The organism is Pseudoalteromonas sp. BDTF-M6, assembly GCF_018334135.1.
Classification (GTDB): Bacteria; Pseudomonadota; Gammaproteobacteria; order Enterobacterales; family Alteromonadaceae; genus Pseudoalteromonas.
Genome location: NZ_JAGXTQ010000002.1, coordinates 370598 through 394277 on the forward strand (window position 1 = coordinate 370598; position 23680 = coordinate 394277).

At 50.8% G+C, this 23680-nt stretch carries 28 protein-coding genes and 3 tRNA genes; 20 read left to right on the forward strand and 11 right to left on the reverse strand.

The window, feature by feature from the left end; all coding sequences use genetic code 11:
• Positions 1-80 precede the first annotated feature (80 nt).
• On the forward strand, positions 81-959 hold the full coding sequence (locus KD147_RS06015) for a Dam family site-specific DNA-(adenine-N6)-methyltransferase (protein WP_105253660.1): 879 nt from the start codon (positions 81-83) through the stop codon (positions 957-959).
• Here KD147_RS06015 and KD147_RS06020 read toward each other — a convergent pair.
• A complete protein-coding gene (locus KD147_RS06020) occupies positions 915-1094 on the reverse strand; it encodes a DUF2970 domain-containing protein (protein ID WP_105253661.1) in 180 nt (59 codons plus the stop codon). The two genes, KD147_RS06015 and KD147_RS06020, sit on opposite strands and share 45 nt — an antisense overlap.
• Before the next feature lie 12 nt (positions 1095-1106).
• Positions 1107-1415, reverse strand: coding sequence for a hypothetical protein (locus KD147_RS06025; RefSeq protein WP_105253662.1), 309 nt, complete (start codon positions 1413-1415; stop codon positions 1107-1109).
• Positions 1416-1672: 257 nt separating this feature from the next.
• Between KD147_RS06025 and rpe the strand changes: the two genes are divergently transcribed.
• From rpe to speD, 11 genes are all read left to right on the forward strand, one after another.
• A complete protein-coding gene (gene rpe, locus KD147_RS06030) occupies positions 1673-2347 on the forward strand; it encodes a ribulose-phosphate 3-epimerase (protein WP_105253663.1) in 675 nt (224 codons plus the stop codon).
• Positions 2344-3006, forward strand: coding sequence for a phosphoglycolate phosphatase (gene gph / locus KD147_RS06035; RefSeq protein ID WP_212547225.1), 663 nt, complete (start codon positions 2344-2346; stop codon positions 3004-3006). The genes rpe and gph overlap by 4 nt, the downstream gene beginning before the upstream one ends.
• A gap of 16 nt (positions 3007-3022) precedes the next feature.
• Positions 3023-4027, forward strand: a complete 1005-nt coding sequence (gene trpS, locus KD147_RS06040) for a tryptophan--tRNA ligase (protein WP_212547226.1) — start codon at positions 3023-3025, stop codon at positions 4025-4027.
• A gap of 69 nt (positions 4028-4096) precedes the next feature.
• Positions 4097-4678: an anthranilate synthase component II gene (locus KD147_RS06045; RefSeq protein ID WP_105253855.1), complete on the forward strand. Its 582-nt coding sequence runs from the start codon at positions 4097-4099 to the stop codon at positions 4676-4678.
• Positions 4679-4688: 10 nt separating this feature from the next.
• The gene (locus tag KD147_RS06050; RefSeq protein ID WP_105253666.1) at positions 4689-5849 is read left to right on the forward strand and encodes an HDOD domain-containing protein; all 1161 of its coding nucleotides are present in this window, start codon (positions 4689-4691) and stop codon (positions 5847-5849) included.
• A 353-nt stretch (positions 5850-6202) separates the two neighbouring features.
• The gene (locus KD147_RS06055; RefSeq protein ID WP_212547227.1) at positions 6203-7402 is read left to right on the forward strand and encodes an aspartate aminotransferase family protein; all 1200 of its coding nucleotides are present in this window, start codon (positions 6203-6205) and stop codon (positions 7400-7402) included.
• Positions 7403-7508: 106 nt separating this feature from the next.
• On the forward strand, positions 7509-8528 hold the full coding sequence (gene astA / locus KD147_RS06060) for an arginine N-succinyltransferase (RefSeq protein WP_105253668.1): 1020 nt from the start codon (positions 7509-7511) through the stop codon (positions 8526-8528).
• Between the two features lie 12 nt (positions 8529-8540).
• Positions 8541-10010, forward strand: coding sequence for a succinylglutamate-semialdehyde dehydrogenase (astD, locus tag KD147_RS06065; protein WP_105253669.1), 1470 nt, complete (start codon positions 8541-8543; stop codon positions 10008-10010).
• Between the two features lie 122 nt (positions 10011-10132).
• Positions 10133-10522 carry a DUF3802 family protein gene (locus tag KD147_RS06070; protein WP_212547228.1) on the forward strand — a complete coding sequence of 130 codons (390 nt, stop codon included), beginning with the start codon at positions 10133-10135 and terminating at the stop codon, positions 10520-10522.
• A 72-nt stretch (positions 10523-10594) separates the two neighbouring features.
• On the forward strand, positions 10595-11002 hold the full coding sequence (locus tag KD147_RS06075) for an OsmC family protein (protein ID WP_105253671.1): 408 nt from the start codon (positions 10595-10597) through the stop codon (positions 11000-11002).
• Positions 11003-11097: 95 nt separating this feature from the next.
• Entirely contained in the window at positions 11098-11904 is an 807-nt protein-coding gene (speD, locus tag KD147_RS06080; protein ID WP_105253672.1) for an adenosylmethionine decarboxylase, read from the forward strand.
• Between the two features lie 17 nt (positions 11905-11921).
• On the opposite strand, the gene KD147_RS06085 is transcribed toward speD, so the two are convergent.
• Positions 11922-12821, reverse strand: coding sequence for a phosphoribulokinase (locus tag KD147_RS06085; RefSeq protein ID WP_105187972.1), 900 nt, complete (start codon positions 12819-12821; stop codon positions 11922-11924).
• A 138-nt stretch (positions 12822-12959) separates the two neighbouring features.
• Between KD147_RS06085 and KD147_RS06090 the strand changes: the two genes are divergently transcribed.
• Positions 12960-13853 (forward strand): hypothetical protein, encoded by an 894-nt coding sequence (locus KD147_RS06090; protein WP_212547229.1) that lies wholly within the window; start codon positions 12960-12962, stop codon positions 13851-13853.
• Here KD147_RS06090 and KD147_RS06095 read toward each other — a convergent pair.
• The 5 genes from KD147_RS06095 to KD147_RS06115 all read right to left on the reverse strand — a co-directional run bounded on the left by KD147_RS06095 (position 13850) and on the right by KD147_RS06115 (position 16469).
• Positions 13850-14524, reverse strand: coding sequence for a site-specific integrase (locus KD147_RS06095; protein WP_212547230.1), 675 nt, complete (start codon positions 14522-14524; stop codon positions 13850-13852). The two genes, KD147_RS06090 and KD147_RS06095, sit on opposite strands and share 4 nt — an antisense overlap.
• Before the next feature lie 6 nt (positions 14525-14530).
• The gene (locus KD147_RS06100; RefSeq protein WP_212547231.1) at positions 14531-14884 is read right to left on the reverse strand and encodes a DUF2750 domain-containing protein; all 354 of its coding nucleotides are present in this window, start codon (positions 14882-14884) and stop codon (positions 14531-14533) included.
• Between the two features lie 6 nt (positions 14885-14890).
• Positions 14891-15463, reverse strand: coding sequence for a glutathione S-transferase family protein (locus tag KD147_RS06105; protein ID WP_212547232.1), 573 nt, complete (start codon positions 15461-15463; stop codon positions 14891-14893).
• A gap of 86 nt (positions 15464-15549) precedes the next feature.
• Positions 15550-15831: a peptidylprolyl isomerase gene (locus KD147_RS06110; protein WP_105187967.1), complete on the reverse strand. Its 282-nt coding sequence runs from the start codon at positions 15829-15831 to the stop codon at positions 15550-15552.
• 95 nt (positions 15832-15926) lie between these two features.
• A complete protein-coding gene (locus KD147_RS06115) occupies positions 15927-16469 on the reverse strand; it encodes a glutathione peroxidase (RefSeq protein WP_105253676.1) in 543 nt (180 codons plus the stop codon).
• A 79-nt stretch (positions 16470-16548) separates the two neighbouring features.
• On the opposite strand from KD147_RS06115, the gene KD147_RS06120 reads away from it, so the two are divergent.
• Complete coding sequence (locus KD147_RS06120) at positions 16549-17037, forward strand: GNAT family N-acetyltransferase (RefSeq protein WP_212547233.1); 489 nt, start codon at positions 16549-16551, stop codon at positions 17035-17037.
• Here KD147_RS06120 and asd read toward each other — a convergent pair.
• Positions 17026-17892 (reverse strand): archaetidylserine decarboxylase, encoded by an 867-nt coding sequence (asd, locus tag KD147_RS06125; RefSeq protein ID WP_212547234.1) that lies wholly within the window; start codon positions 17890-17892, stop codon positions 17026-17028. The genes KD147_RS06120 and asd overlap by 12 nt on opposite strands.
• 116 nt (positions 17893-18008) lie before the next feature.
• Positions 18009-19067: a small ribosomal subunit biogenesis GTPase RsgA gene (rsgA, locus tag KD147_RS06130; RefSeq protein ID WP_212547235.1), complete on the reverse strand. Its 1059-nt coding sequence runs from the start codon at positions 19065-19067 to the stop codon at positions 18009-18011.
• A 116-nt stretch (positions 19068-19183) separates the two neighbouring features.
• Between rsgA and orn the strand changes: the two genes are divergently transcribed.
• The 5 genes from orn (at position 19184) to KD147_RS06155 (ending at position 20975) form a co-directional block, all read left to right on the forward strand.
• Positions 19184-19729: an oligoribonuclease gene (orn, locus tag KD147_RS06135; protein ID WP_105253680.1), complete on the forward strand. Its 546-nt coding sequence runs from the start codon at positions 19184-19186 to the stop codon at positions 19727-19729.
• A gap of 97 nt (positions 19730-19826) precedes the next feature.
• Positions 19827-19902, forward strand: a tRNA-Gly gene (locus KD147_RS06140).
• 133 nt (positions 19903-20035) lie between these two features.
• A tRNA-Gly gene (locus KD147_RS06145) sits at positions 20036-20111 on the forward strand.
• Between the two features lie 133 nt (positions 20112-20244).
• Positions 20245-20320, forward strand: a tRNA-Gly gene (locus tag KD147_RS06150).
• Between the two features lie 232 nt (positions 20321-20552).
• A complete protein-coding gene (locus tag KD147_RS06155; RefSeq protein ID WP_105253681.1) occupies positions 20553-20975 on the forward strand; it encodes a hypothetical protein in 423 nt (140 codons plus the stop codon).
• A gap of 37 nt (positions 20976-21012) precedes the next feature.
• Here KD147_RS06155 and queG read toward each other — a convergent pair whose 3' ends face one another.
• On the reverse strand, positions 21013-22179 hold the full coding sequence (queG, locus tag KD147_RS06160; RefSeq protein WP_105253682.1) for a tRNA epoxyqueuosine(34) reductase QueG: 1167 nt from the start codon (positions 22177-22179) through the stop codon (positions 21013-21015).
• A 12-nt stretch (positions 22180-22191) separates the two neighbouring features.
• Between queG and KD147_RS06165 the strand changes: the two genes are divergently transcribed.
• The gene (locus KD147_RS06165; protein WP_212547236.1) at positions 22192-23679 is read left to right on the forward strand and encodes an NAD(P)H-hydrate dehydratase; all 1488 of its coding nucleotides are present in this window, start codon (positions 22192-22194) and stop codon (positions 23677-23679) included.
• Position 23680: the final 1 nt, after the last annotated feature.

Here is a 23680-nt window from a genome sequence, read left to right on the forward strand (position 1 = left end):
TGATAACACATGAGGAAACGCATATGCTATCACTGGGAGTAAGATAATAATTAACCTCGATAGATGAGCTAGTAGAATAGATGCAAAAGAAAACCCGTGCTTTCCTGAAATGGGCGGGCGGCAAATACAGTTTGGTCGAAGATATCGCCAAGCGTTTAGATCAAGCTCAAGAGCTCACCGGTGGCTCTGCATCTACGCTCGTTGAGCCCTTTGTGGGCGCCGGCTCGGTATTTCTTAATACCAACTTTAAGCATTATGTGCTTAATGATATTAATGCCGATCTTATCAACCTCTATAAAGAATTGGCCCATGCTCCGGATGAGTTTGTTAGCGATGCGCGCAAGCTGTTTACCGATCTCAATAATGACGCCGATGTGTACTACGGCTTACGGGCACGTTTTAACGAAAGCCGTGACGCTTATGAGCGCGCCATTTTATTCCTCTATATGAATCGCCATGGTTACAACGGTTTGTGCCGTTATAACCTCAAAGGCATTTTTAATGTGCCCTTTGGAAAATATAAGAAGCCCTATTTCCCCGAAGCGGAAATGTACTTTTTTGCCGAAAAGGCGCAGCAAGCCACTTTTACCTGCTTAAGCTACCGCGAGGTTTTTGCCTCATTACCGCAAGATGCCGTGGTGTATTGCGATCCTCCCTATGTGCCGCTCAGTAAAACAGCCTCCTTTACCAGTTATGCCAAGGGCGGTTTTAACTTGGACGATCAGGCTAACCTGGCCAACCTAGCGGAGTACGCCGCCGGTACCCAGCAAACTTCGGTGCTGATCTCCAACCACGATACACTGTGGACACGAAAGATCTATGAGCAGGCGGATATTGATGTGTTGCGGGTAAAACGCACCATTAGTCCCAAAGGCAATGGCCGTAATAAGGTGAACGAGCTGATGGCGATGTATTTATCCGGCCGCCAATACCAGTTGAACCAAGCCAAACACGGCTAAGACAAAGAGAATAAACAGCACTATGGCAAGGGCGATGATGACCTTGGGGTTATGATTGCTAAAGTCTTGTTGACGCTTGGCGTTGCTTTGTACACCAAAGAAAGCCGCGACCACAGTTTGAATTTGTGACCACATAAGCCTGTCTGCTTAGTAAGAGCGGCTGGAGAATTGCCGTGCGTTTTCCTTGTTGTCATTACGACTAAGTAATTCCAACAAGTCTAAGTAATGAAACTGGGCACTGCGACTATCGCCTGCGAACCAAGAATACCAGGATTGCTCCCCTTCGGGGTTAGCGCAATCTTGCGTGCGTTCGCCGTAACCATTTGTATCACAAATACATTGGCTGTAAGTGTCAGAGTTAAGTGAGGAGCCAGATTGGATGCCATAGGTGCCAACAATGACAGCAGCAGTAGTAACACCTGCTAACAACGTATGTTTTTTCAGCCCTAACAACATATCCTTCTCCGATCCATAAGTAGTCCCTAGAGCTTACTCAAAGTTGTACAAAAAAACAACTGAACTTTTAGAAATAATTAAACTTTTTACTTTAAAAACAAGGGTGTAATGTTTATTTTATGTTAACAGGATGCCGTTAACGTTTTGTTTCTTAATAACTCACAGAGATCGAAGTAATCCTACGCAAAGATAAACATACGCTAACAAAAATGCCTATTTTTCGTTAAAGTATAGGCCCCGTTCAAAGGAGCAGTATTATGAAAGACTACCTGATCGCGCCCTCGATCCTTTCCGCCGATTTTGCCCGTCTTGGTGAAGACGTAGAGCGAGTTATCTCATCCGGTGCCGATGTGGTGCATTTTGATGTGATGGACAATCACTATGTACCTAATTTGACGTTTGGTCCCATGGTATGTAAGGCGCTGAGAGATTATGGTATCACCGCGCCAATTGATGTGCATTTGATGGTGAAACCGGTTGATAGCCTGATCCCCGAATTTGCCAAGGCCGGTGCCAGCATTATTACCTTCCATCCCGAGGCCAGTGAGCATGTGGATCGTACCCTGGCTCTGATCAAAGAGCATGGTTGTCAGGCAGGTCTGGTATTCAACCCGGCAACGCCCCTGCATATTATTGAGCATGTGATTGATAAGCTTGATGTTATCTTGTTGATGTCGGTAAACCCTGGATTTGGCGGTCAGAGCTTTATTCCTCATACGTTGGAAAAGCTTAAGCAGGTTCGTGCCATCATAGACGCCAGTGGTCGCGATATTCGCCTCGAGGTCGACGGTGGCGTAAAGGTGGATAACATTGCCGAAGTGGCAGCCGCCGGTGCGGATATGTTTGTAGCCGGCTCGGCTATTTTTAACCAGCCCGACTATCAGGTTGTGATCGAGCAAATGCGTGCCGAATTAGCCAAGGTAGCCCAGTGAAATACCAAGCGCTGATATTTGATCTTGATGGCACCTTGGTTGACAGCGTGCCAGACATGTATATGGCGGTGAACTTAATGCTCACCGACCTCGCCCGTCCGGTGATCACCCATGCCATGGTCAGCCAGTTTGTAGGTAATGGCATAGATAAGTTGGTAGTGCGCGCGCTCAGCGGCGATATGGAGCCAAATCCGCTGCTAACGGAGCAGGAAATTAGCCGTGCTAACAAGCTGTTCTGCAATCACTACCTTGCCGTGTTGGGGCAGTACTCGCAGCTTTATCCTCATGTTGAAACCGTGTTGGCGGCCTTTGCCACAACGCCCAAGGCCCTGGTCACTAATAAGGCCCGATGTTTTACCGAGGCGTTACTCCAACAGCTAGGTATTGCGAGTCATTTTCAGGTGGTTGTCTGTGGCGATGATGGTGAGAAAAAGCCATCGCCCCAGCCCCTGCTTAAGGCATGCCAACAGCTAGGCGCAGACCCTTCGCAGTGTCTAATGATAGGGGATTCGAAATCGGACTTGTTAGCAGCACAAGCGGCGGCGATGGATGCTCTGGCACTGACCCGTGGTTATCACCAAGGTGAGGATCTGCGCCAGTACAATCCACAGTACCTCTGTGACCAATTCTTAGATATAATCACCGCCATTAATCGATAAGCAATAAAGGAACATCATGAGTAAACCAGTAGTGTTAAGCGGCATTCAGCCAACAGGTGGTATGACAATCGGCAATTATGTTGGCGCCATTAACCAGTGGCTTAGCTTGCAAGAGCATCATGAAAGTTACTTTATGCTGGTTGACCTGCATGCCATCACCATTCGCCAGGAGCCGGAAGTGTTGCGCTCGCGCGTGCTAGACGGTGTGGCCCTTTATGCAGCCTGCGGCATTGACCCGGAAAAAGCAGCGTTATTCGTGCAATCTCAGGTGCCGGAGCACGCGCAACTGGCCTGGGTATTGAACTGTTACGCGCAAATGGGCGAACTTAACCGCATGACCCAGTTTAAGGATAAGTCGGCCAAGCACGCCAATAACGTGAATGTCGGCCTGTTTGCCTATCCTGTGTTACAGGCGGCCGATATCCTCCTGTATCAAGCAGATCAGGTGCCTGTGGGTGAAGACCAAAAGCAACACCTGGAGCTGACCCGAGATATCGCCACGCGCTTTAACAACCTCTACGGTGAAGTGTTTAAGCTGCCAGAGCCGTATATTCCTGAGTTTGGTGCCCGGGTAATGAGCTTGCAGGACCCGTTGAAGAAGATGTCCAAGTCGGATGAAAATCCAAACGGTTACATCATGCTTCTGGACGAGCCGAAGAAGATCGAGAAAAAGCTGAAAAAAGCGGTGACCGACTCTGACGAGCAGGCACGCATTTACTTTGACCGTCAAGAAAAGCCGGGCGTATCAAACTTGTTGACCTTACTATCGGTAGCAACCAAGCGTTCTATCGATGACCTAGTACCCGAGTACGAAGACAAGATGTATGGTCACCTGAAAAAGGACACCGCCGATGCGGTGGTGGCCATGATCGAGCCGATTCAACAGCGCTTTAAAGAGATCCGTGCTGATCAGACGCTCTTAGATCAGATCATGCGCAGTGGCGCCGAGAAAGCCAGAGCCAAAGCCGAGCCTACCTTGAAGGCGGTATACGATGCCCTTGGCTTTATTCCACGTCCCTAAGCGTTAGGGCTGTGAGAGAGTAAATCAAAGCCAAGCGCGATAATGCTTGGCTTTTTAGTGGAAGATTCCATGTTATTAATGATCGACAATTACGACTCATTTACCTTTAACTTGGTGCAGTATTTCCAGCGTATTGACCAGGAAGTTTTGGTTAAACGCAATGACGAGCTCACCCTGGCCGATATTCAAGCGCTCAAGCCCGAGCATATCGTGCTTTCTCCCGGGCCGTGCAGTCCGAATGAAGCCGGTATCTGTCTTGACGTAGTGCGCCGCTTTCAAGGCGCTATTCCCATCCTGGGTGTGTGTCTGGGCCATCAGACTATAGCCCAGGCCCTGGGCGCTGAGGTGGTGCGCGCTAAACAGGTGATGCATGGTAAAACCTCAATGATACGTACCACGCAACAGGGCGTTTTTAGCGGCTTAGATGAACGCATTGAGGTATGCCGTTATCACTCCTTGGTGGTGGCGCCCGAGACCTTGCCCAGTGAATTGCAAATTACCGCCTGGACCGAGAACGAGCAGGGAGAGCTGGACGAAATCATGGGGCTATTGCATAGCGATAAGGCCTTAGAAGGGATTCAATTTCACCCGGAAGCCATTTTAACGGCGCACGGCTTGGACATGTTAAAACACTTTATCGACGCTCATTAACGACCCGCTCATGGAAACTCACGCACAGCAAGTCAGTCAGCAGATTAGCGCCCTAGAGCGACGCGGCAATGATCTATTGCTGGGGCATGGGTTCGCCCAGCAGCAACTGGGCTTGAGTACAGCCATGAATGGTCAACCTGGGGAGCCCCTGTTACAGCGTACCTTGCTGGCGGTGGAGCAGGTCGCCTTGGCGCAAAGGCAAAAGACCAGCTCAAAGTTAGAAGTGTTACGAGCGAAGGTGAACACTAACTTACATGCCTTAATTGAAGAAGAAATTGAGGCACAACTCGATGAGCTCGATCACCTTTACACCCAGGTGTTAGGCATAGAAGATGCGGCGGTGGCACTGATTGATCTGCTTGCCAGTAAGGGTGCCAGCATTAACCGTTTAGAACCCTTGGTGAAGCACCTGAGCTGGTTGGCTCGGGAATTAGTCACCTTGGTGAATCAATCACACCTGCGTCAGGACGCCAATGAGCGCGCGGTAAAAATTGATACTCCGGCATTGGCCTTGCGTTATCTGGGCCTGGAAAAACTGAAGTGGACCCTGCCCAAATTTGCCCTGCGCCATTGGCTTCCTCATAGCAGTGAACCCTTTCCCCTGCTGAAGCGTAAGCTCGGCGATGCGGCCTTGAGCCGCGCTACCTGCGCGTTTGAACTGGCCGAACTGGAGCAGCAAAACAGCTATGCCGCCTATGTGGGGGCACTCTTAATGGAGCTTGGTAAGGTGGCGCTGACGCGGCTTTATCTGCGTATATTTCAGCAGATTTGGCAACATCAGGTGAGTCTGGCCCACGGTGAAGGCAAAAAAGCCCTGCATGATGCGCTGCTCGCCATAGAGCCGGACCCCCTTTATTTGCGTAACCTTTTTAGCGAGCGGGCCCTGGAGGTCACTCGGCGCTTAATCGAAAAAATGGGCTTAGAGCACCTCAACCTGAACGCCGTGTTCGATGACCTGGCCCTGGTCGAACCGCATCAACTTAGTGGTGTGGCCAAAATTCTAGTGCAGGCCGACGGCTATTGTCAGGCGCATTGGTTACAGCAACATCAATTACTTGCAGCCGACGAGCGGCAGTTATGGTTCAGCTATCTGGGCCTCAAACATTCGCAACTCACCCACTTAGCAACTATCAATTTTAGCGGTTTGACCCAGCAAATTGATGCAAAATAAGTCGTTGCTGAAAATATTTTGTAAATTTTTTACGTATATTCATTCAAATACCGTTCAGCATGCCCTTTGACGGCCGCTACTCGCGCTATATGGCTTCTCCCTTAATCACGCCAAAATAGTTATTCACTCAAGGTGAAAATCTACCCTCAATGCCTGTGTTTACGCGGTCTGCATGAAAGCTTTGCATGAGACTTTATGGGCTTTTTCTGAAATAATGAGGGTATTCATGTAGTGCTTTGTCCGTCGCCACTAAGGCGGATTTCATAGCCTTGTTAAGGGTGTCGCATCGGCTCTAAGGTCCCCAGACTCGCGCTCGGCCTCTCCCTTAACGCCAGACTCAATGAGGAAATAAGATGACAGTTAATCGCGCTTTATTTGATGAAGTAATGGTCCCTAACTACAACCCATCGGAAGTGATCCCGGTACGCGGCGAAGGTGCCCGAGTATGGGACCAGGAAGGTCGTGAGTTTATCGACTTTGCCGGTGGTATTGCGGTTAACTGTTTAGGCCATTGCCATCCGGCCCTGGTTGCTGCATTAAAAGAGCAGGGCGAGAAGATCTGGCACCTGTCGAATATCTGGACCAATGAGCCGGCGCTGCGTTTAGCCAAAAAAATGACCGACGCCACCTTTGCCGAGCAAGTTTATTTTGCTAACTCGGGTGCCGAGGCTAACGAAGCTGCATTAAAACTAGCCCGCCGCTGGGCGCTTGAAAACTTCGGCGCACAGAAATCAAAAATTATCGCCTTTAACAAGGGCTTCCACGGTCGTACCTTCTTTACCGTAACCGTGGGTGGTCAGGCTGCTTATTCGGACGGTTTTGGTCCTAAGCCGGGCGACATCGTGCACTGTGATTACAACGACTTAGAAACATTCAAGTCGCTGATCGACGACAATACCTGTGCGGTTATGATGGAGCCCCTGCAGGGCGAGGGCGGTATCATCGCTCCTGAAGCCGACTTTGTGAAGGGCGTTCGAGAGCTGTGTGATAAGCACAATGCACTCCTTATTTTCGATGAAGTACAAACGGGCGTTGGCCGTACCGGTGAGCTTTATGCTTATCAGGGTCTGGGTATCACTCCAGACATCATGAGCTCGGCGAAAGCCTTGGGCGGTGGTTTCCCAATCGGTGCCATGCTAACGACCAAAGAGATTGCTAAACACCTTAAGCCGGGTACCCATGGCTCAACCTATGGCGGTAACCCGCTGGCGTGTGCAGTAGCTGAAGCCGCTTTCGACACCATTAACGACCGTGCTGTTCTTGATGGCGTAAAAGAAAAAGAAGCATTATTTAAGCAACTTCTAAATGACATCAATGCTAAGTACGATGTTTTCAGTGAAGTACGTGGCCAAGGCCTGCTTATCGGTGCGGTAGTGAACGATAAGTTCAAGGGTCGTGCCCGTGAATTCCTTGTTGCCAGCATGGAGCAAGGTTTGATGTCACTGGTTGCCGGTGCCGACGTGGTGCGTTTTACCCCGTCATTGGTGATCAGCGAAGAAGACATTCGCGAAGGTATGGCGCGCTTTGAAAAAGCGGTTGCCAGCTTAGTTTAAGCACTTCACTGCGGCGTAATGATTACGCCGGTCAATTAGAAGCCCGGTGCCGCGTGGGCGGTGCCTGGCTTGTTATGGTTTTAACCTTTAGGGAGTAAGCGGATCTATGATGGTTCTTCGCCCAATCCGACAACAAGATTATCAAGAGCTGCTCGTTATTGCCGAGGAGTCGGGGCATGGTTTTACTTCGCTGCCACTGAATGAAGAGTTGTTGCAGAATAAGATCACCCGTTCTATTGAATCCTTCGCTAAGCCGACCGCAAAAGCCGGTGATGAGGGCTACTTGTTTGTTCTAGAAGATAGCGAAACCGGCGAAATTGCCGGCACCTGTGGCATTGAAGCTGCGGTGGGCTTGGATGATGCCTTTTATCACTACCATCTCTCCAAGGTGATCCACTCGTCACGCACCCTAGGGGTGTATAAGGCGGTTGATATCCTTACCCTGTGTAACGATTACACCGGCGCCACCGAACTGTGTACGCTGTTCCTGAAGGAAAAATATCGGCAAAAATTTAATGGCAAGCTACTGTCGAAGTCACGTTTCTTGTTCATTAACCAACATCGTGAGCGTTTTGCCGACACGGTGATCGCCGAAATGCGTGGGGTATCGGACGAGCAGGGCAGCAGCCCGTTCTGGCAGTGGCTTGAAGAGCATTTCTTCTGCATGGATTTCCCGACCGCAGATTACCTAACCGGTATCGGCCAGAAGGTGTTTATCGCCGAGCTGATGCCGAAATACCCAATCTACGTCAACTTGTTGAGTAAAGAAGCGCAGCAGGTTGTAGGTCAAGTGCATACCAATACGCGTCCGGCCATTGAATTACTGAAAAGCGAAGGGTTCACCTTTAACGGCTATGTCGATATTTTCGATGCCGGTCCCACGGTGGAAGCCAAGGTCGACAATATTCGTACCATTATCAATAGCGGCCTGCGCACCGTAGTGATCGGTGAAAGTCAGGGCGACAGCGCGGTTATGGTGGCCAATCAAAGCATCGAAGACTACCGAGCCCTGGTGATTGAGGTAGATCTTGATGGTGGCGATGACGCCGAAATTATTTTAACGCAAAGCACCGCCGATGCGCTCAAAGTACAGAGCGGCGATCAGGTGTGCGTGGCAGCATTATAAGGAGTCATATTTATGTCTCATCCAGCACAATTTATTAATGGTCAGTGGCTTGCGGGCCAAGGCCATGCGGTTAGCTCGGTAAACCCGGCTAACAACGAACAGCTTTGGCAGGCCAACAGCGCCACCGCAGAGCAGGTCAATGACGCCGTTGTGGCGGCGCGTGCCGCTTTTATCCCTTGGTCGGATAAAAGCTTTGCCGAGCGCCTAGCCGTAGTACAGGCCTTCGCCGAGCAGCTTAAGGCGAACAGCGAAGAGCTGGCGGTTATTATCGCCCAAGAAACCGGTAAGCCGCTATGGGAAACGCGCACCGAAGCCGCCGCCATGGTGGGTAAGGTGGCGATTTCAGAAAAAGCGTATCAGGAGCGTACCGGCACGGTAGAAAATGCCATGCCGGTAGGTAAAGCCGTTATTCGTCATCGTGCCCACGGTGTGGTAGCGGTATTTGGCCCTTATAACTTCCCAGGTCACCTGCCTAACGGTCACATTGTACCTGCGCTATTGGCGGGTAATACCGTGGTGTTTAAGCCATCGGAGCTGACTCCGGCAGTAGCCGAGTTTACCTTGAAGCTATGGCAACAAGCGGGTCTGCCCGATGGTGTCATCAACCTGGTACAGGGTGAAGTTGAAACCGGTAAGGCCTTGGCCTCACACCCAGGTATCGATGGTCTATTCTTTACCGGCTCATCGCGCACCGGTCATATCCTGCATGAGCAGTTTGCCGGTCAGCCGGGCAAAATCCTGGCCTTGGAAATGGGTGGCAACAACCCGCTTATCGTTAAAGATGTGAGCGATATCAAGGCGGCGGTGCACGATATTATCCAGTCGGCGTTTATTTCCAGTGGCCAACGTTGTACCTGTGCGCGCAAGCTCTTCTTGCCTGAAGGCGAGTTGGGTGATGCCATTTTGGCGCAGCTGCTTAGCGCCACTAAAAACATCAAGGTTGGCGACTATGACGCCGCCGAGCAGCCGTTTATGGGCTCGATGATCTCCGAGGCGGCGGCCAAGGGCATGGTGGCGGCGCAGCAGCAGCTCATTGAGCTGGGTGCTCAGCCCTTGCTAGAGCTTACCCATACCGCTGGCACCGGCTTTGTTACTCCGGGGATTATTGAATGTACCTCGGTAAGCAATTTCCCGGATGACGAGCACTTTGGTCCACTGCTTAAGGTTTTCCGTTACACCGACTTCGATAGCGCCATCGAGAAAGCCAACGATACCGCCTATGGTTTGTCTGCCGGCCTACTGGGTGATAACGAAGCGGATTATGAATACTTCTTGCGTCGTATTCGTGCCGGTATCGTCAACTGGAACCGTCCTATCACCGGCGCCTCAAGTGCGGCACCCTTCGGTGGTATCGGCGCCTCGGGCAACCACAGAGCGAGTGCCTACTATGCCGCCGATTACTGCGCCTACCCGGTTGCCTCGGTCGAGCTAGAGCAGCTTACCCTGCCGGAAAAACTAAGTCCGGGCCTAAGCCTGGATTAAGAGCGCATTCTAAATGAATGAAAAAGCAGCTTAGGCTGCTTTTTGTCTTTTTGGGGCACGCTGGCTTTTGCCTGGGCTTTCTGGTTAAATCTAGAACATTTCTTATAAGAATTAGGTGCTTAATGGTAGTCGAGCAACCCGGGTATGATGAACTGATCATGTACCTAACACAAAATTTAGCCTTATTTGAAAAGCCCGGAGTGGTGGAAGCGAATGCGCCGAGCGTTATGGCCTTAATAGAGGACGTGATAGCCGAGCATGTGATGCTGCTGTGTCAGCAGCACAGTGGGCTAGATACCGAGCAACGCGGGCAGATAGTTCGTGAGGTGGATGGCATCGTCTATGACCTGCAGGAGGTGTTGAGCCGAGTGGTGAATCAGCCGGTGACCAAAGAGCAGCGTGCCTTTATCGATGAATTTGCCGGCTTGGTTAAAAACCTCTTCGATAATGCCATTGCTGCCGGGCTTGATAACAGCTCGTCCTGCGCTTTGGCGCAATCATCGCAGCAGTGATAAATGCAGGTTTGCATCATCGGCGTGCTGCTTTACAATCGCTGAGATTTTAATTTAAACAACGAGGTTAACATGCAAGCAAACGTAAAGTGGGTCGAGGGCGACACCTTTATCGGTACTTCACATTCTGGCCACAACGTGGTGTTTGATACCGGCAGTGATCCTAAGGCGCCATCGCCAATGGAAATGGTATTAATGTCGGCCGGCGCATGTTCATCGGTGGATGTAGTGAGCATTCTAAAAAAAGCACGCCAGCAGGTAACGGGTGTGCAGGTACAGCTCAGTGGAGAGCGTGCTGAGACTACACCACGGGTGTTTACCAAGATTAATTTGCACTTTATTGTGACCGGAACTGAGGTGAGCGAGAAGCATGTTGAGCGTGCCGTATCCCTGTCCGCAGATAAATATTGCTCGGTGGCAATTATGCTGGAAAAGTCGGTGCAAATAACCCATAGTTTTGAAGTACAAGAAATCGTTTAAAAAGTGCTTTTTAAGGGGACCAAATTGGGCTAAAATCCGCGCTCTTTTTTGAGTCCCTGAGTGGCTTTTGTGACTAGGTTTGAGGTTGGTTTATAGTGAACAAGCCCTTTGATAAAATTAAGCTCCATGGTTTTAATAACTTAACCAAAAGCTTAAGTTTTAGTATTTACGATATTTGCTATGCAAAAACAGAGCAACAGCGTAAAGAATACATCGAATATATTGATGAGCAATACAGTGCTGATCGTCTTACGGACATTCTTGGTGAAGTCGTTGACATTATTGGCGCCAATATTCTTAATGTTGCCCGTCAGGATTACGACCCTCAAGGGGCCAGTGTAACTATTCTGATCTCGGAAGAACCGGTAGACGAACAGAGCTTTGACAGCGAAGAAACGCCGGGGCCTTTGCCCGAGTCTGTGGTTGCGCACTTGGATAAAAGCCATATTTGTGTACACACCTATCCGGAGTCGCACCCACACGATGGTATTTGTACCTTCCGTGCCGATATTGAAGTGTCGACCTGTGGCATTATTTCGCCGCTAAAAGCGTTGAACTTCCTGATCCACTCGTTGGAGTCGGACGTGGTAACCATCGACTACCGTGTACGTGGTTTTACCCGTGACGTGAACGGTGTGAAGCATTATATCGACCATGCCATTAATTCGATTCAGAATTACATGACCGACGATACCAAAGAGTTGTATCAGATGATGGACGTGAATGTGTACCAGGAAAACCTGTTCCACACCAAGATGATGCTTAAGGAAACGGATCTCAATACCTACCTGTTCGGTGTTACCACCGACGAGCTTGAAGAAAGCGAGCAGGAAGAAATCCGTGAGCGTTTAAACCGCGAGATCCAAGAGATCTTCTACGGTCGCAACCTTCCCGACGCATAAGTCATTGATAGCACCGGCTAGATAGGTAAATCGGCTGGTGCTAAATGTTCCAAGGCGCGTTTCTTCACTAATAATTCTTTGATCAGTGGCGTCAGCAACAACTCCATCGCCAAACCCATCTTACCACCGGGCACCACCAGTGTGTTCATTCGCGACATAAAGCTGCCATCTATCATCTGTAGAAAATAAGGGAAGTCGACGCTGTCGATACCGCGAAAACGGATCACCACAAAGCTCTCATCCAGCGAGGGGATATCTTTGGCACTAAAAGGGTTGGAGGTATCGACCGTGGGCACGCGCTGAAAGTTAATATGGGTGCGCGAGAATTGCGGGGTGATGTGATTAACATAATCATCCATGCTGCGCAGTATGGAGTCCATGACCGCCTCTCGGGAATGGCCTCGCTCCGAGGTATCGCGGATCAGTTTTTGTATCCACTCTAGATTGATGATGGGCACCATGCCAATCAAGAGGTCAACATGTTTAGCCACGTCATGCTCTTCATCCACCACACCGCCGTGTAAGCCCTCATAGAACATAAGGTCGGTGCCGCTTTCTAAATCCTGCCAGGGCGTGAAGGTTCCCGGTAGCTGGTTGTAGGGTACGGCTTCGTCGAAGGTGTGTAGATAACGACGGACCTTGCCGCTGCCGGTTTCACCGTAGTTGGTAAATAGCTTTTCAAGGGCGGCAAAATCATTGGCCTCGCGGCCGAAATAACTGATATGCCGGCCCTGTTGTTCTGCTTCGCGTATTTTTTTATCCATTTCGGGACGGGTATAGCGGTGGAAGCTATCGCCTTCGATAAATGCGGCATTGACGTCTAGGCTGCGGAAAATATGCTTAATGGCATTGGTGGTGGTGGTAGTGCCAGCACCTGAAGAACCGGTAATCGCGACAATGGGATGTTTGGCCGACATAAGATTAATCGTTTGTTAACTCAAATACCCTTTATAAAGGGGGTTCCCTGTTAAATCAAGGCCGCGGTTTGCCCAAAGCGGATTTCACGCTAGTATAGGGCGGTAAGTTTAAGAGCAAAAACAAGAACGAAAACACTAATGAAATTAACGACTTTAAAGGCATTAAGCCTGCTGTGCTGCAGCCCGTTGGCCCTGGCCCAGAGCCAAATACTGCTGTTGCAACAGGATGAACAGGGACAGCCCGAGGTGCTGGCGGTGAGCGAGCGCGGGACTTACAGTAATCAGCCGGCGATAAGTAAGGATGGCGTCTACTACAGTTATGAAATCGGCACCGATAAGCAGGCACAGAAGGAGATCTTCTTTTATGACTTCGCCACCCAGGGTCGCCGCAATATCAGTAATACCCCTGCTTACAGCGAATATTCGCCTACCCTGGTGCCAGGTTTAAATGCCTTGTCGGTCGTGGTGCCCGGTTTAAACGCCTTGTCAGCCGTGGTAGTTGAACCCGATGGCAGCCAAAAGTTGTGGTACTACCCCCTGGGTGAGTCGGCGCCAAGCACACGCATCCTGGATAACGGCCTGACCATAGGTTATCACGCTTGGGGAGCGCGGCAGGACTTGCTGGTGTTTGCCCTAGGTGAACCGCATAGCGCCCAGTACTTTACTCTGGCCGAGCCGGAGAATATCCATCATGTGGCCGATAACCCGGGTCGTGGCTTTAGCTATAATCCTGCACTGGGAGCCTTTACCTTTACTCAGCAGCTAAAACAGCAAAACTGGTTCAGCACCTTTGCGCCGGACACGAAAACCGTGACCCAGCTATTTCGTTTGCCGCAGGGGGTGCAGGACTACACCTGGGTCAAGGAGGACACAATCGCCTATGCCTACGGCGGGCGGGTGTATCAAAAGCAGCTGCAAAGTCCCAAGGCGGCCAGCCTATGGCATGATTTAAGCGGCTACTGTAAGGGTAATATTACCCGACTGAGTTATTTACCCGAGGGCGATAAGCTGGCGTTTGTGTGTGAGGATTAACTCCGAGCGCAAAAGCGTCGCCAATGGCTATGGGCGTTCACTATGCGTACCCCGCGAACAATCTTTTGCAGGGTGCGCAGATCGGCAAAATCATCCTGGGGGTAATCTTTTAGCCCCATCAGGTAGTAAAAACCCGGTTTGCAGTTAAGCTGCATGGCGCTGATGCGAATGCTTTGCTCAAAATTAAGGCGCAGGCTGCTGAGCGCTGTTTTGTGGCCTTGTTGATCCACGGTCGGCAGGTGACATTTTTGCATATAACCGGCGCGCTCGCCCTCACCGGAAAACCAAATGCGGGCCTTTTCGCTGTAACGTCCCGACTTAGCCGGTAGGTCGAACAATAAGCGGCTGTGCTGCTGGGTCCTGACGAAATCTATGTACTCGCTCAGGCCGCAGGCAAATAAATGCGGGTGAATAGGAATTTTACGGGCCTTTATCTTGCCATGGGTATGCAGGTGTAACACTGGGATGGTGCTGTCGATATCGACATCACCCAACTCTAAGGAAGCCAGTTCGTCGCTAAAACCACCGCTGTAATAGGCCAGCAGCGGCAGCCAAAAATGCCAATGCTTGGGCTGCTCACGCGCTTGCTTGTCATCACCATAGACATACCCGGAAAACAGGGTATGCAACTCCATACTGGTAAATGGCCGCCGGCCTAAATGGGTTTTCACAACGTATTAATCGGTTAATGCGCTCACCAAGGACTTGGCCGACAGCTCGGTGCAGACCTGATTATCCCAATTGATACCGACCATGACATTGTCGTCTATCAACTGAGGGGCAAAGTCCTTAAGGACTTCATCTAGGGATAAGGAAAATGGGGTAAATCCTTGCCAATCACCGGTGCATTGGGCCTGAGCCAGCTCTTCACTGTGCCACATAAGCAACACATCCTGGTTGTCGTCGTAGGCAGAGCTGACCGAGGCGATACCGCCGTCATCACTACCGAGTAACCACACCTCTTGGCTTTGTTGCACCTGCTCGCAGAACAACTCCCACTGCGATTCAATTTCAATGTCGTCATGTGCCATGTTTTATTATCCCTGTCTTGGATCGGTTGCTTGTGCTTGTGGCGAGGCTTGCAGCGCTTGCCAAAAAGCGATGAGTGCCGGGTAGGGCGTTAAATCATGCAGTTCCCTGAATTGTAGCCAATCGAGCAAGCAAAAGAGACTGGCACGTACATAGGCATGCTCAATGATACCAGCTTGTTGTTCTAAGGCCTTTAGGCACAGGGTAATGCGCTGTTTTTGTAAGTCGAAAAACAAACGCTCTTCGTTGGTATCAAAGCCCGAACGCTGACTCAATAGCAGCTCGATGGCCGAGTCATTGGCGGCGTTGATCATGGTGAATTGATTACGTTCATCCCAGCTCATGCCGGGTAGCTTAAAGTGTGCCGTTAGGTATTCATAAATGACATTGGAGTCGTAAATAACCTGCTCGCCATCGACCAAAAAAGGGATCTTAGCCACAGGGCTGTGCGCCAAAAGGAATTTTCTGCCGTCGGGCGAAAAAATATCAAGATGTTGATAAGAAACCGCTAAATTGTGCTGTTCACACCAGATGCGTAAGCGACGAGCGAAAGGAGACGTGTTGGAGCCATACAATTGCATTGCCAAACCTGCCGTAAGCGTGAGTCTGTGTTCGAGAGCTCCAACATAGCAGGCTTGGCGGTCAATGCAACTGAAATTTAAAGGAATTAATCGCTTCGGCTGGTGACCTCAAGAAGGTGGTAGCCGAATTGGGTTTGTACCGGGCCCTGGACCACATTAAGGGGCGCAGAAAATACGACTTTATCAAACTCGGGCACCATCATACCGGGTCCAAACTCACCGAGCGCACCGCCGTCTTGCGAACTTGGGCACATCGAATGTCGTTTTGCCAGTTCCGCAAAGTCAGCGCCTTGCTCAATTTGCTCCTTCAGATCGAGACACAGGGCCTCGTTGTCTACCAGTATGTGACGCGCACTTGCCAATGCCATGTTTACACTCCATATATTCTTTATAATCAAAGAGACAAGACTAGCCTGCCAACCTTAAGTTGGCCACCGTAATTGTAGCTAAAGTTTGGCCTTTGTCATTCTAGCGCCTGCTCAATTGCTGCGGTTAGTTCGCTCGACAGCGGCTTAGTGCGGCTGTTAAAGCGTTGCACCTGTTGCCTGTCCTTACTCACCAGGTATTTGTAAAAATTCCAATTCGGTGAACTGGTTTGCTCATTCAGAAACTGAAAAACAGGGTGAGCATCGGAGCCGCGCACCGACACCGGCGCCATCATGGTAAAGGTGACCCCATAGTTGATAAAGCACACCTTGGCGGTGTCTTTTTCCTCATCTTCTTCCTGAAAGAAATCGTCGGATGGGAAGCCGAGAATGACCAGGCCCTGCTCCTTATACTTCTGATGTAGCTGCTCGAGCTCTTTAAATTGAGGCGTAAAGCCGCAGTTGCTGGCGGTGTTCACTATCAGCAAGGGCGAGTCCTTAAATTGGCACAGGTTGATACTTTGCTCGGAGCGCAGTTTGCGCACGTCGATATCGGTAAAGTCGCCACACTCTTGGTTGTCATTGGCATACGCCAGGCCTGAGCCCAAAGACAGCAGGGTGGCAAGAAATAATTTAAACATGTTCGCTCTCGGAATATTGTTAGTTTTAATTTATAGGTTAGTATCGGCACATTAGATCACCCGGACTTGTGGCTGAATTATGTTTGTACCCGCTCAGATTGAAGACTTACCCAGTATAGTCGCCATTTATAATCAAACCATCCCCAGTCGTATGGTCACTGCCGACACGGAGTTGGTAACTGTGGAGTCGCGCCAAGAGTGGTTTTTATCCCATAACGATAAGCGCCCCATCTACGTGTGCAAAGACGGGGAGCGGGTGGTCGGCTGGGTCAGTTTTAAGTCCTTCTATGGTCGCCCCGCCTACGAGCAAACCGTGGAGGTCGCCATATATTTGTGTGAATCGGTGCGTGGTCGCGGCTTAGGAAAACAGAGCCTGGCATTTGCCGAGCAGCAGGCGAAACGCTTGGGCGTGACTAATCTGCTGGCCTTTATATTCAGCCATAACATACCGAGTATTCGTTTATTTAAACAGGCCGGGTTTAGCCATTGGGGGGAGTTGCCTAAGGTGGCCACTATGGATGGTCAGCATTATAACCTGACCATCCTGGGTAAGAGCTTAGTCGACTAATTTCGCAAAAGGTGTGCCCATGCGAGTGACAGCCTCGGGCACTTGAGTGCTAAGGAAGTCGGCCTGGTTGGCACCCCAAGCCAGGACCACGGTAGAGCCCAGCTTAAAGCGGCCCATTTCGTCACCCTTTTTCAGGTGCACTGCACGGTCGCCGGTGCTGGGATAGTCCCAACTGAATACGTCTTTACCCGCTGGTGGCGTTACCGTGCCGGCCCAAATGGTTTCGATACTGGCTACTATGGTGGCGCCGACCAAGACCATGGCAAGCGGACCTATTTCGGTGTCGAAGATGGCTACCACACGCTCGTTGCGAGCGAACAGGTTAGGCACGTTTTGCGCCGTTAACGGGTTAACCGAAAATAGATCGCCAGGCACGTAGATCATGCGTTTAAGGGTGCCATCGACGGGCATATGGATACGGTGGTAATCTTTGGGAGCCAGGTAGATGGTGGCAAATTTACCGCCTAAGAATGGCTGGGCATCCTCGGCCTTACCGCCTAACAGAGCTTCAAGGCTGTAGTAATGACCCTTGGCCTGCACTAATTGACCGTCGAGAATCTCACCTAATTGGCTAATGGCGCCATCGACCGGGTGGGCGATAATGTTCGCATCCTCGGCTAATGGGCGAATACCTGGCTTGAGTGGACGAGTGAAAAACTCATTAAAGGTTTGGTAATGCTCGGGGGCTTCATGCAATGCTTCGCTCATATCAATTTTGTATTGTTTAATAAACAACTTGATAAGTGCGGTCGTTAGTTTGCCGGCTTTCGCGGCGGCAAGCTTACCAACCAGGCGGGAAACGCCGTGTTTTGGCAATGCATATTGAAAAGCAATTTTTACTTTATCTAAGTTCACTGTGTAATTCTCAAAATATTTTTACGAATGTTAGCTAAATCAAGGAGTAAAAACCATAGCCTACTAATCGGGCAGCGCCTTGATTGGGCATGATAGCACGGCCTTATGCGCCCGCTTTACACTCTTGGATTACGGGCTCCAGCGCGGCCATCCGCCATGGACTCGATAATACGGTGGTAGTTTTCGAAGCGAAACTCGGTGATATCGCCATTATCAACGGCTTCGCGTATTAAACAACCCGGGTCGTCCAGGTGCTTGCAGTCTCTGAACTTGCAGCCGCCTAAATACTGACGAAACTCTTTAAAGCACCAGGCCACACGCTCTGGCTCTAAATGCCACAAACCGAATTCCCGAATTCCCGGCGAGTCGATCAGATTACCGCCGCTTGGCAGGTGGTGCAGGCGTGAGACCGTGGTGGTGTGTTGCCCCAGGCCACTGTTTGAGGACACTTCCTGGGTGAGGATCTCGGCATCTGGAAGCAGGGCGTTTACCAGGCTTGATTTACCGACGCCACTTTGGCCCACGAAAATACTGTTTTTATCGACCAGCTCAGCCTTGAGATTATCCATGCCTTCGCCACTGTGACTGCTTACCAGGTGAATGTCGTAGCCTAGCTCATGATACTCGGCGAGTATTTCCATAAACATGTCGCGGTCTTCATCATCAAGCATGTCGACCTTGTTTAACAGCAATACCGGGGCAATGCCCATGTCTTCACAGGCGACGATATAACGATCGATAATTTGTGTGCTGAACTCGGGCACCACCGCCGACACCATCATGATCTGGTCGATGTTGGCCGCCACAACTTTAACGCCATCATAAAAGTCCGGGCGGGTAAGCTGAGAGCGACGCTCTTCAACCAGCTCAACCACGCCGGCAATATCGCCATCGCTAACGTTGGCGCGACGAAACAGCACCTCATCGCCACAGACCAAACTGGTTACGGTGCGGCGAATATTACAGCGCAGCACTTCGCCGTCGGGCGTTTCTATGTCGGCATGCTGGCCAAAGCGACTGACTACAACCCCTGGCTCTTGAGCGCCTAGGTTATCGTTATCGAATTCGGTTGTTTGGGTGTCGGCTGAGCTTTCTTTGGCGCGTTGTAAGCGCTTTTGATGATTCGCCCGAATGCGTCGAGCTTGGCCTTTGGACAGTTTTTTCTTTTTTGCCACGCGGTCTCTGTACTTAGCTGGTCTAAACCTTTTTAAAAAAGCTTTAGGTCTATGAGTTAAGCTAATATGATATATCTTATTGCGTTAAACCGAAAGTAAAGCAGGGTTGGGTTGAGATGGCCGTGAACGATAAAAATTTAGTGTGGTTAGATTTGGAAATGACAGGGTTAGACCCGGAGCATGACCGAATTCTAGAAATAGCGACCATAATTACCGACAGCGAGCTCAATATTCTTGCTCAGGGCCCGGTGATCGCCATTAAACAAAGTGATGAATTGCTCGATGGTATGGATGAGTGGTGTACTAACCAACACGGTAAGTCGGGATTAACGGCACGGTGCAAAGCCAGTGAGATAACGGAGCAAGAAGCCATGGCTGAAACCCTGGCATTTTTAGAGCAGTGGGTACCCAAGGGGGCTTCACCCTTGTGTGGTAACTCCATCGGTCAGGATCGCCGTTTTCTAGTGCGTTATATGCCCGAGCTCGATAACTACTTCCACTATCGCAATATCGATGTCAGTACCATTAAAGAATTAGCACGACGCTGGCAGCCCGAGGTTCTTGATAAGGTAACCAAGCAGGGATCACACCTGGCTTTGGACGATATTAAGGACTCGATCATGGAATTGCAGGTTTATCGTACAGAAATCTTCAAAATTTAAAAAAATCCTTAAAAAGGGCTTGCAAACAAGGGGCAATATTGTAGAATCCTGCCCCGCTTAAGACGAACGGCATTGTTTTTTATTTAAGCGTTATGAAGCGGCACTAGCTCAGCTGGTAGAGCGCAACCTTGCCAAGGTTGAGGTCACGAGTTCGAACCTCGTGTGCCGCTCCAAATTTTCATTCGTTTAGCTCAACGTTTGAATCTTAATTCAGAGCATTTATGAAGCAGCACTAGCTCAGCTGCTAAATTGCAAAGCCGCATCCTCAGGTTGCGACCAGCGATAAAACAAAGAGCGACCTATGAAGCGGCACTAGCTCAGCTGGTAGAGCGCAACCTTGCCAAGGTTGAGGTCACGAGTTCGAACCTCGTGTGCCGCTCCAAATTTTCACTCGTGTAGCTCAACGTTTGAATCTTAACTCAGAGCATTTATGAAGCGGCACTAGCTCAGCTGCTAAATTGCAAAGCCGCAACCTCAGGTTGCGACCAGCGATAAAACAAAGAGCGACCTATGAAGCGGCACTAGCTCAGCTGGTAGAGCGCAACCTTGCCAAGGTTGAGGTCACGAGTTCGAACCTCGTGTGCCGCTCCAATTTTCCTCCTAAAGATTTTTCAGACATAGATCCCCAATTCTCTTTGACCGATTCCCAATTTAGTGTTTGGTACTTTCTGCTGTTAATTGTCCACCTGGATTTGGTGCTAATACTATTTTGCTAGCTGCTTAGGCACTGCCTTATTCGGGGGTCGGATAAACTGACTCCTCATAGCTGCTGCTTTACTTTTATTGACTATAGTTACACAAGCTTAAGCAAGAGAGTGTAGAGATGGCGGGGCAAGGGGTGTCAAAGGACGGTGAAACGAATTCGGCGCTTAATTACGCTGTGCATATCGACCAGTTTGGTGAGCCGGCGCAATTAGGTGCGGCCCTGATCGATGCCGTGCAGGAGTTGGGATTGCAAAGTAATGTCGAATTACGTTTGGGCGGAACGGTGTTGCACCTGGCCCATGCGGGGACCTGCTCTCCCATAGTTATCGAACTATTTGATATGTTGAAAGGGCGGGGTCGCTTGCAGGAGTTTTCTCAGCATTTATTGGTTAATTATGACAAAGTCAGTCTGCTTATTTTGACCATGCCGGAGCAGGCGCCGCAACGCCACGCCAATCTCCGCGAGCAGTTGTGTGCCCTAGTGGCAGTGACCGATAAACGGTTATCCCAGTTATGTGATCAGCTCGGCGGCCTTAGTTAGGGGATGACGCAAAGCGCCTCTATCTACGCGTCCCGAACTACGCGTCCCGAACCAAGCCTTTTTCCACGGCTCGAATAAGGCGCTGGGTCTTCTTCTCGGTGCTAATAACCTTGACCTTTATGGTCTGTGCTTTGTTTTGCTGTTGTGCCAATGCCCAATGAATATGCTCGCTAACCAGCTCATCTGCCTCGCTCAGTCGCGCCTCAAGAGCCTGCACTATGGTTTTATCGTAAGGGGCATTACCCAAGGCTACGGCAATATTACGAAGCCAGCGCTGATGGCCAATGCGGCGGATAGGGCTGCCCTCGGTGTTCTTTAAGAAGGTTGCTTCATCCCAGCTAAAGAGGGCAAGCAGGCTTTGGTCGCGCAGTTGTGCCCGGGCATGAAAGTCTTGCTCGGCGGTAATTTGGCCATAGCGGTTCCAGGGGCAGATCAGCTGGCAATCATCACAGCCATAAATACGGTTGCCCATGGCCTGGCGGTATTGCTCGGGAATGGCACCTTTAAGCTCTATGGTCAGGTAGGAGATACATTTGCGGGCATCGACCACAAAGGGTTCAACGATGGCGCCGGTTGGACACATGGTCATACAGGCCACGCAGTTGCCACACTCGCCCTGGCTGGCCAGGCGTTCGGCCGGGTCGTCTACCGGTAGGGGGATATCGACAAACAGCTCCCCGAGGAAAAACCAGGAACCGGCCTGCTTATCGATAATTAGGCTGTGTTTGCCGGTAAAGCCAAGACCGGCCTTGGCGGCCAGCTGACGCTCCAGAACCGGAGCTGAGTCGACAAAAGGACGAAAGCCAAGGTTCTCTACCCGTTCGCTAATGCGCTGACCTAGCTTCTTAATGCGGTTGCGCATAAGCTTGTGGTAATCGCGGCCCAGGGCATAGCGACTGATATAGGCCAGGTTTGGGTCCTTTAAGGTTTTTGCGAAGCCTGCATCGGGGGGCAGATAGTGCATTTTTAGGGAGATCACCCGCTGCGTGCCCGGCACCAGTTCGTCCGGGCGAGAGCGCTTGGTGCCATGCTCGGCCATAAAGTTCATTTCGCCGTGATACCCCAAGTCGAGCCAACGTTGCAATTGGGCTTCATGCTGGCGCAAATCGATATCACAGATTGCGGCATCGGCAAAACCCAGTTCGCTTGCCCATTGCTTAATTTGTTGGGCTAGTTCAGGATAATTGATAGTGTCTTGAGGCAAAAGTAAACAACCATGGATCTTAGCTACAGTACTAATTTACCACAGCAGGCTTACAGCCCCCAACAGTTAAGAGAAAACGAGGCGCAAGCAGCCAAGCACTGCGGCATAAGCATGACCGAGCTGATGGAAACCGCCGGTGGTGCGGTAGCGGCTTGGGTGCAGGCGCATTATGCCAACAACCAGCGGGTGCTGGTGGTGGTTGGCAGTGGCAATAATGGTGGTGACGGCTTTGTTGTCGCCGAGCAGTTAAGGCGTGCCGGTTATTCGGTGCAGGTGTGGCCTCTGCTGTCTTTGGCCCATTTGGGTAGCGATGCCAAAGAAATGATGCAGCGCTATCAGCGCGGCGGTGGCGAGTGTGTGGCCAAACCCAATCTGCATCAGTTCGAACTGATCATAGATGCTGTGTTCGGTATTGGCTTGGACCGCCCCTTAAGTCAGCAGCTGCAAGACACCTTTACTCACCTCAATGAACTGCCTGCAGTGCGCGTTGCCATCGATGTGCCCAGTGGTGTTAATGCTAAAACTGGTGAAGTTTATCAGGGGGCGTTTGCCGCGCACCACACCCTGACCTTCATCGGTTTAAAACAGGGCATGCTTACCGGGCGTGCTAAAACGCAATGTGGCCTTCTCTGGTTCGCACCCCTGGGGGTGGATCAGGCGTTTGCCCATATCTGTATGCCCAAGGCGCGCCGTCTCGTCCATGATGAGATGATGAGAAAGCGCCCGCAGCGCCTGCCCTGCGCCCATAAGAACAATGCCGGCCATGTGTTGGTGATAGGTGGTGGCTTAGGCATGGCCGGAGCCGCGCGTTTGGCCAGTGAAGCCGCACTGCGCTGTGGCGCCGGTCTGGTCAGTGTGGCCACCCATCCCGAGAACGTAATGGCGGTCTTACAGGGGCGCTATGAGTTGATGGTGCATGGGGTCGAGAGCCGCGAGCAGTTAACGCCGCTTATCGATAAGGCCTCGGTGCTGGTGGTGGGGCCAGGACTGGGTCAATGCCAATGGGCTCAGGAGATGCTCCGCCAGGTCTTAGAGCAGGGCAGGGATAAAGTTAAGATACTTGATGCCGATGCCCTAAACTTGCTGGCAAAAAATCCTCAGGAGCTCAGGGCGGCGGTGCTGACGCCGCATCCAAAAGAGGCGGCCAGGCTGCTCAATATTAGCGTGAGTGAGGTCGAAGCCAATCGCTTTGCTGCCCTGAGAGAAGTGGCAAAACGTCATCAAGCAAGCGTATTGTTAAAAGGGCCGGGTACCTTGATCGGTTGTGAGCAAAGGCTGTGGATCAACAGCAGTGGCAGCGAGGTACTAGCAAGCGCTGGGATGGGTGATGTATTATCTGGTATTATTGCTGCTTTGTTAGCCCAGGGACTCAGTGCCCAGGATGCCACTTGCCTTGGTGCCTACTTGCATGGTTTCGCTGCCGAGCAGGCGGCGGCGCAAGGCGGCAAGGGGCTATTAGCCAGCGATTTATTCCCAGTTTTAAGAGCATTAGTAGGATAAG

Bases quoted from the DNA above. Each gene is read 5' to 3' on its own strand.
- KD147_RS06115 (WP_105253676.1), bottom strand. From the start codon at position 16,469: ATGTTTAAATTATTTCTTGCCACCCTGCTGTCTTTGGGCTCAGGCCTG.
- astD (WP_105253669.1), top strand. From the start codon at position 8,541: ATGTCTCATCCAGCACAATTTATTAATGGTCAGTGGCTTGCGGGCCAA.
- KD147_RS06155 (WP_105253681.1), top strand. From the start codon at position 20,553: ATGGCGGGGCAAGGGGTGTCAAAGGACGGTGAAACGAATTCGGCGCTT.
- KD147_RS06045 (WP_105253855.1), top strand. From the start codon at position 4,097: ATGTTATTAATGATCGACAATTACGACTCATTTACCTTTAACTTGGTG.
- rpe (WP_105253663.1), top strand. From the start codon at position 1,673: ATGAAAGACTACCTGATCGCGCCCTCGATCCTTTCCGCCGATTTTGCC.
- KD147_RS06165 (WP_212547236.1), top strand. From the start codon at position 22,192: ATGGATCTTAGCTACAGTACTAATTTACCACAGCAGGCTTACAGCCCC.
- KD147_RS06110 (WP_105187967.1), bottom strand. From the start codon at position 15,831: ATGGCATTGGCAAGTGCGCGTCACATACTGGTAGACAACGAGGCCCTG.
- KD147_RS06020 (WP_105253661.1), bottom strand. From the start codon at position 1,094: ATGTGGTCACAAATTCAAACTGTGGTCGCGGCTTTCTTTGGTGTACAA.
- KD147_RS06105 (WP_212547232.1), bottom strand. From the start codon at position 15,463: ATGCAATTGTATGGCTCCAACACGTCTCCTTTCGCTCGTCGCTTACGC.
- orn (WP_105253680.1), top strand. From the start codon at position 19,184: ATGGCCGTGAACGATAAAAATTTAGTGTGGTTAGATTTGGAAATGACA.
- KD147_RS06025 (WP_105253662.1), bottom strand. From the start codon at position 1,415: ATGTTGTTAGGGCTGAAAAAACATACGTTGTTAGCAGGTGTTACTACT.
- KD147_RS06055 (WP_212547227.1), top strand. From the start codon at position 6,203: ATGACAGTTAATCGCGCTTTATTTGATGAAGTAATGGTCCCTAACTAC.
- KD147_RS06070 (WP_212547228.1), top strand. From the start codon at position 10,133: ATGGTAGTCGAGCAACCCGGGTATGATGAACTGATCATGTACCTAACA.
- trpS (WP_212547226.1), top strand. From the start codon at position 3,023: ATGAGTAAACCAGTAGTGTTAAGCGGCATTCAGCCAACAGGTGGTATG.
- KD147_RS06015 (WP_105253660.1), top strand. From the start codon at position 81: ATGCAAAAGAAAACCCGTGCTTTCCTGAAATGGGCGGGCGGCAAATAC.
- astA (WP_105253668.1), top strand. From the start codon at position 7,509: ATGATGGTTCTTCGCCCAATCCGACAACAAGATTATCAAGAGCTGCTC.
- KD147_RS06050 (WP_105253666.1), top strand. From the start codon at position 4,689: ATGGAAACTCACGCACAGCAAGTCAGTCAGCAGATTAGCGCCCTAGAG.
- KD147_RS06100 (WP_212547231.1), bottom strand. From the start codon at position 14,884: ATGGCACATGACGACATTGAAATTGAATCGCAGTGGGAGTTGTTCTGC.
- KD147_RS06075 (WP_105253671.1), top strand. From the start codon at position 10,595: ATGCAAGCAAACGTAAAGTGGGTCGAGGGCGACACCTTTATCGGTACT.
- KD147_RS06090 (WP_212547229.1), top strand. From the start codon at position 12,960: ATGAAATTAACGACTTTAAAGGCATTAAGCCTGCTGTGCTGCAGCCCG.
- KD147_RS06085 (WP_105187972.1), bottom strand. From the start codon at position 12,821: ATGTCGGCCAAACATCCCATTGTCGCGATTACCGGTTCTTCAGGTGCT.
- KD147_RS06120 (WP_212547233.1), top strand. From the start codon at position 16,549: ATGTTTGTACCCGCTCAGATTGAAGACTTACCCAGTATAGTCGCCATT.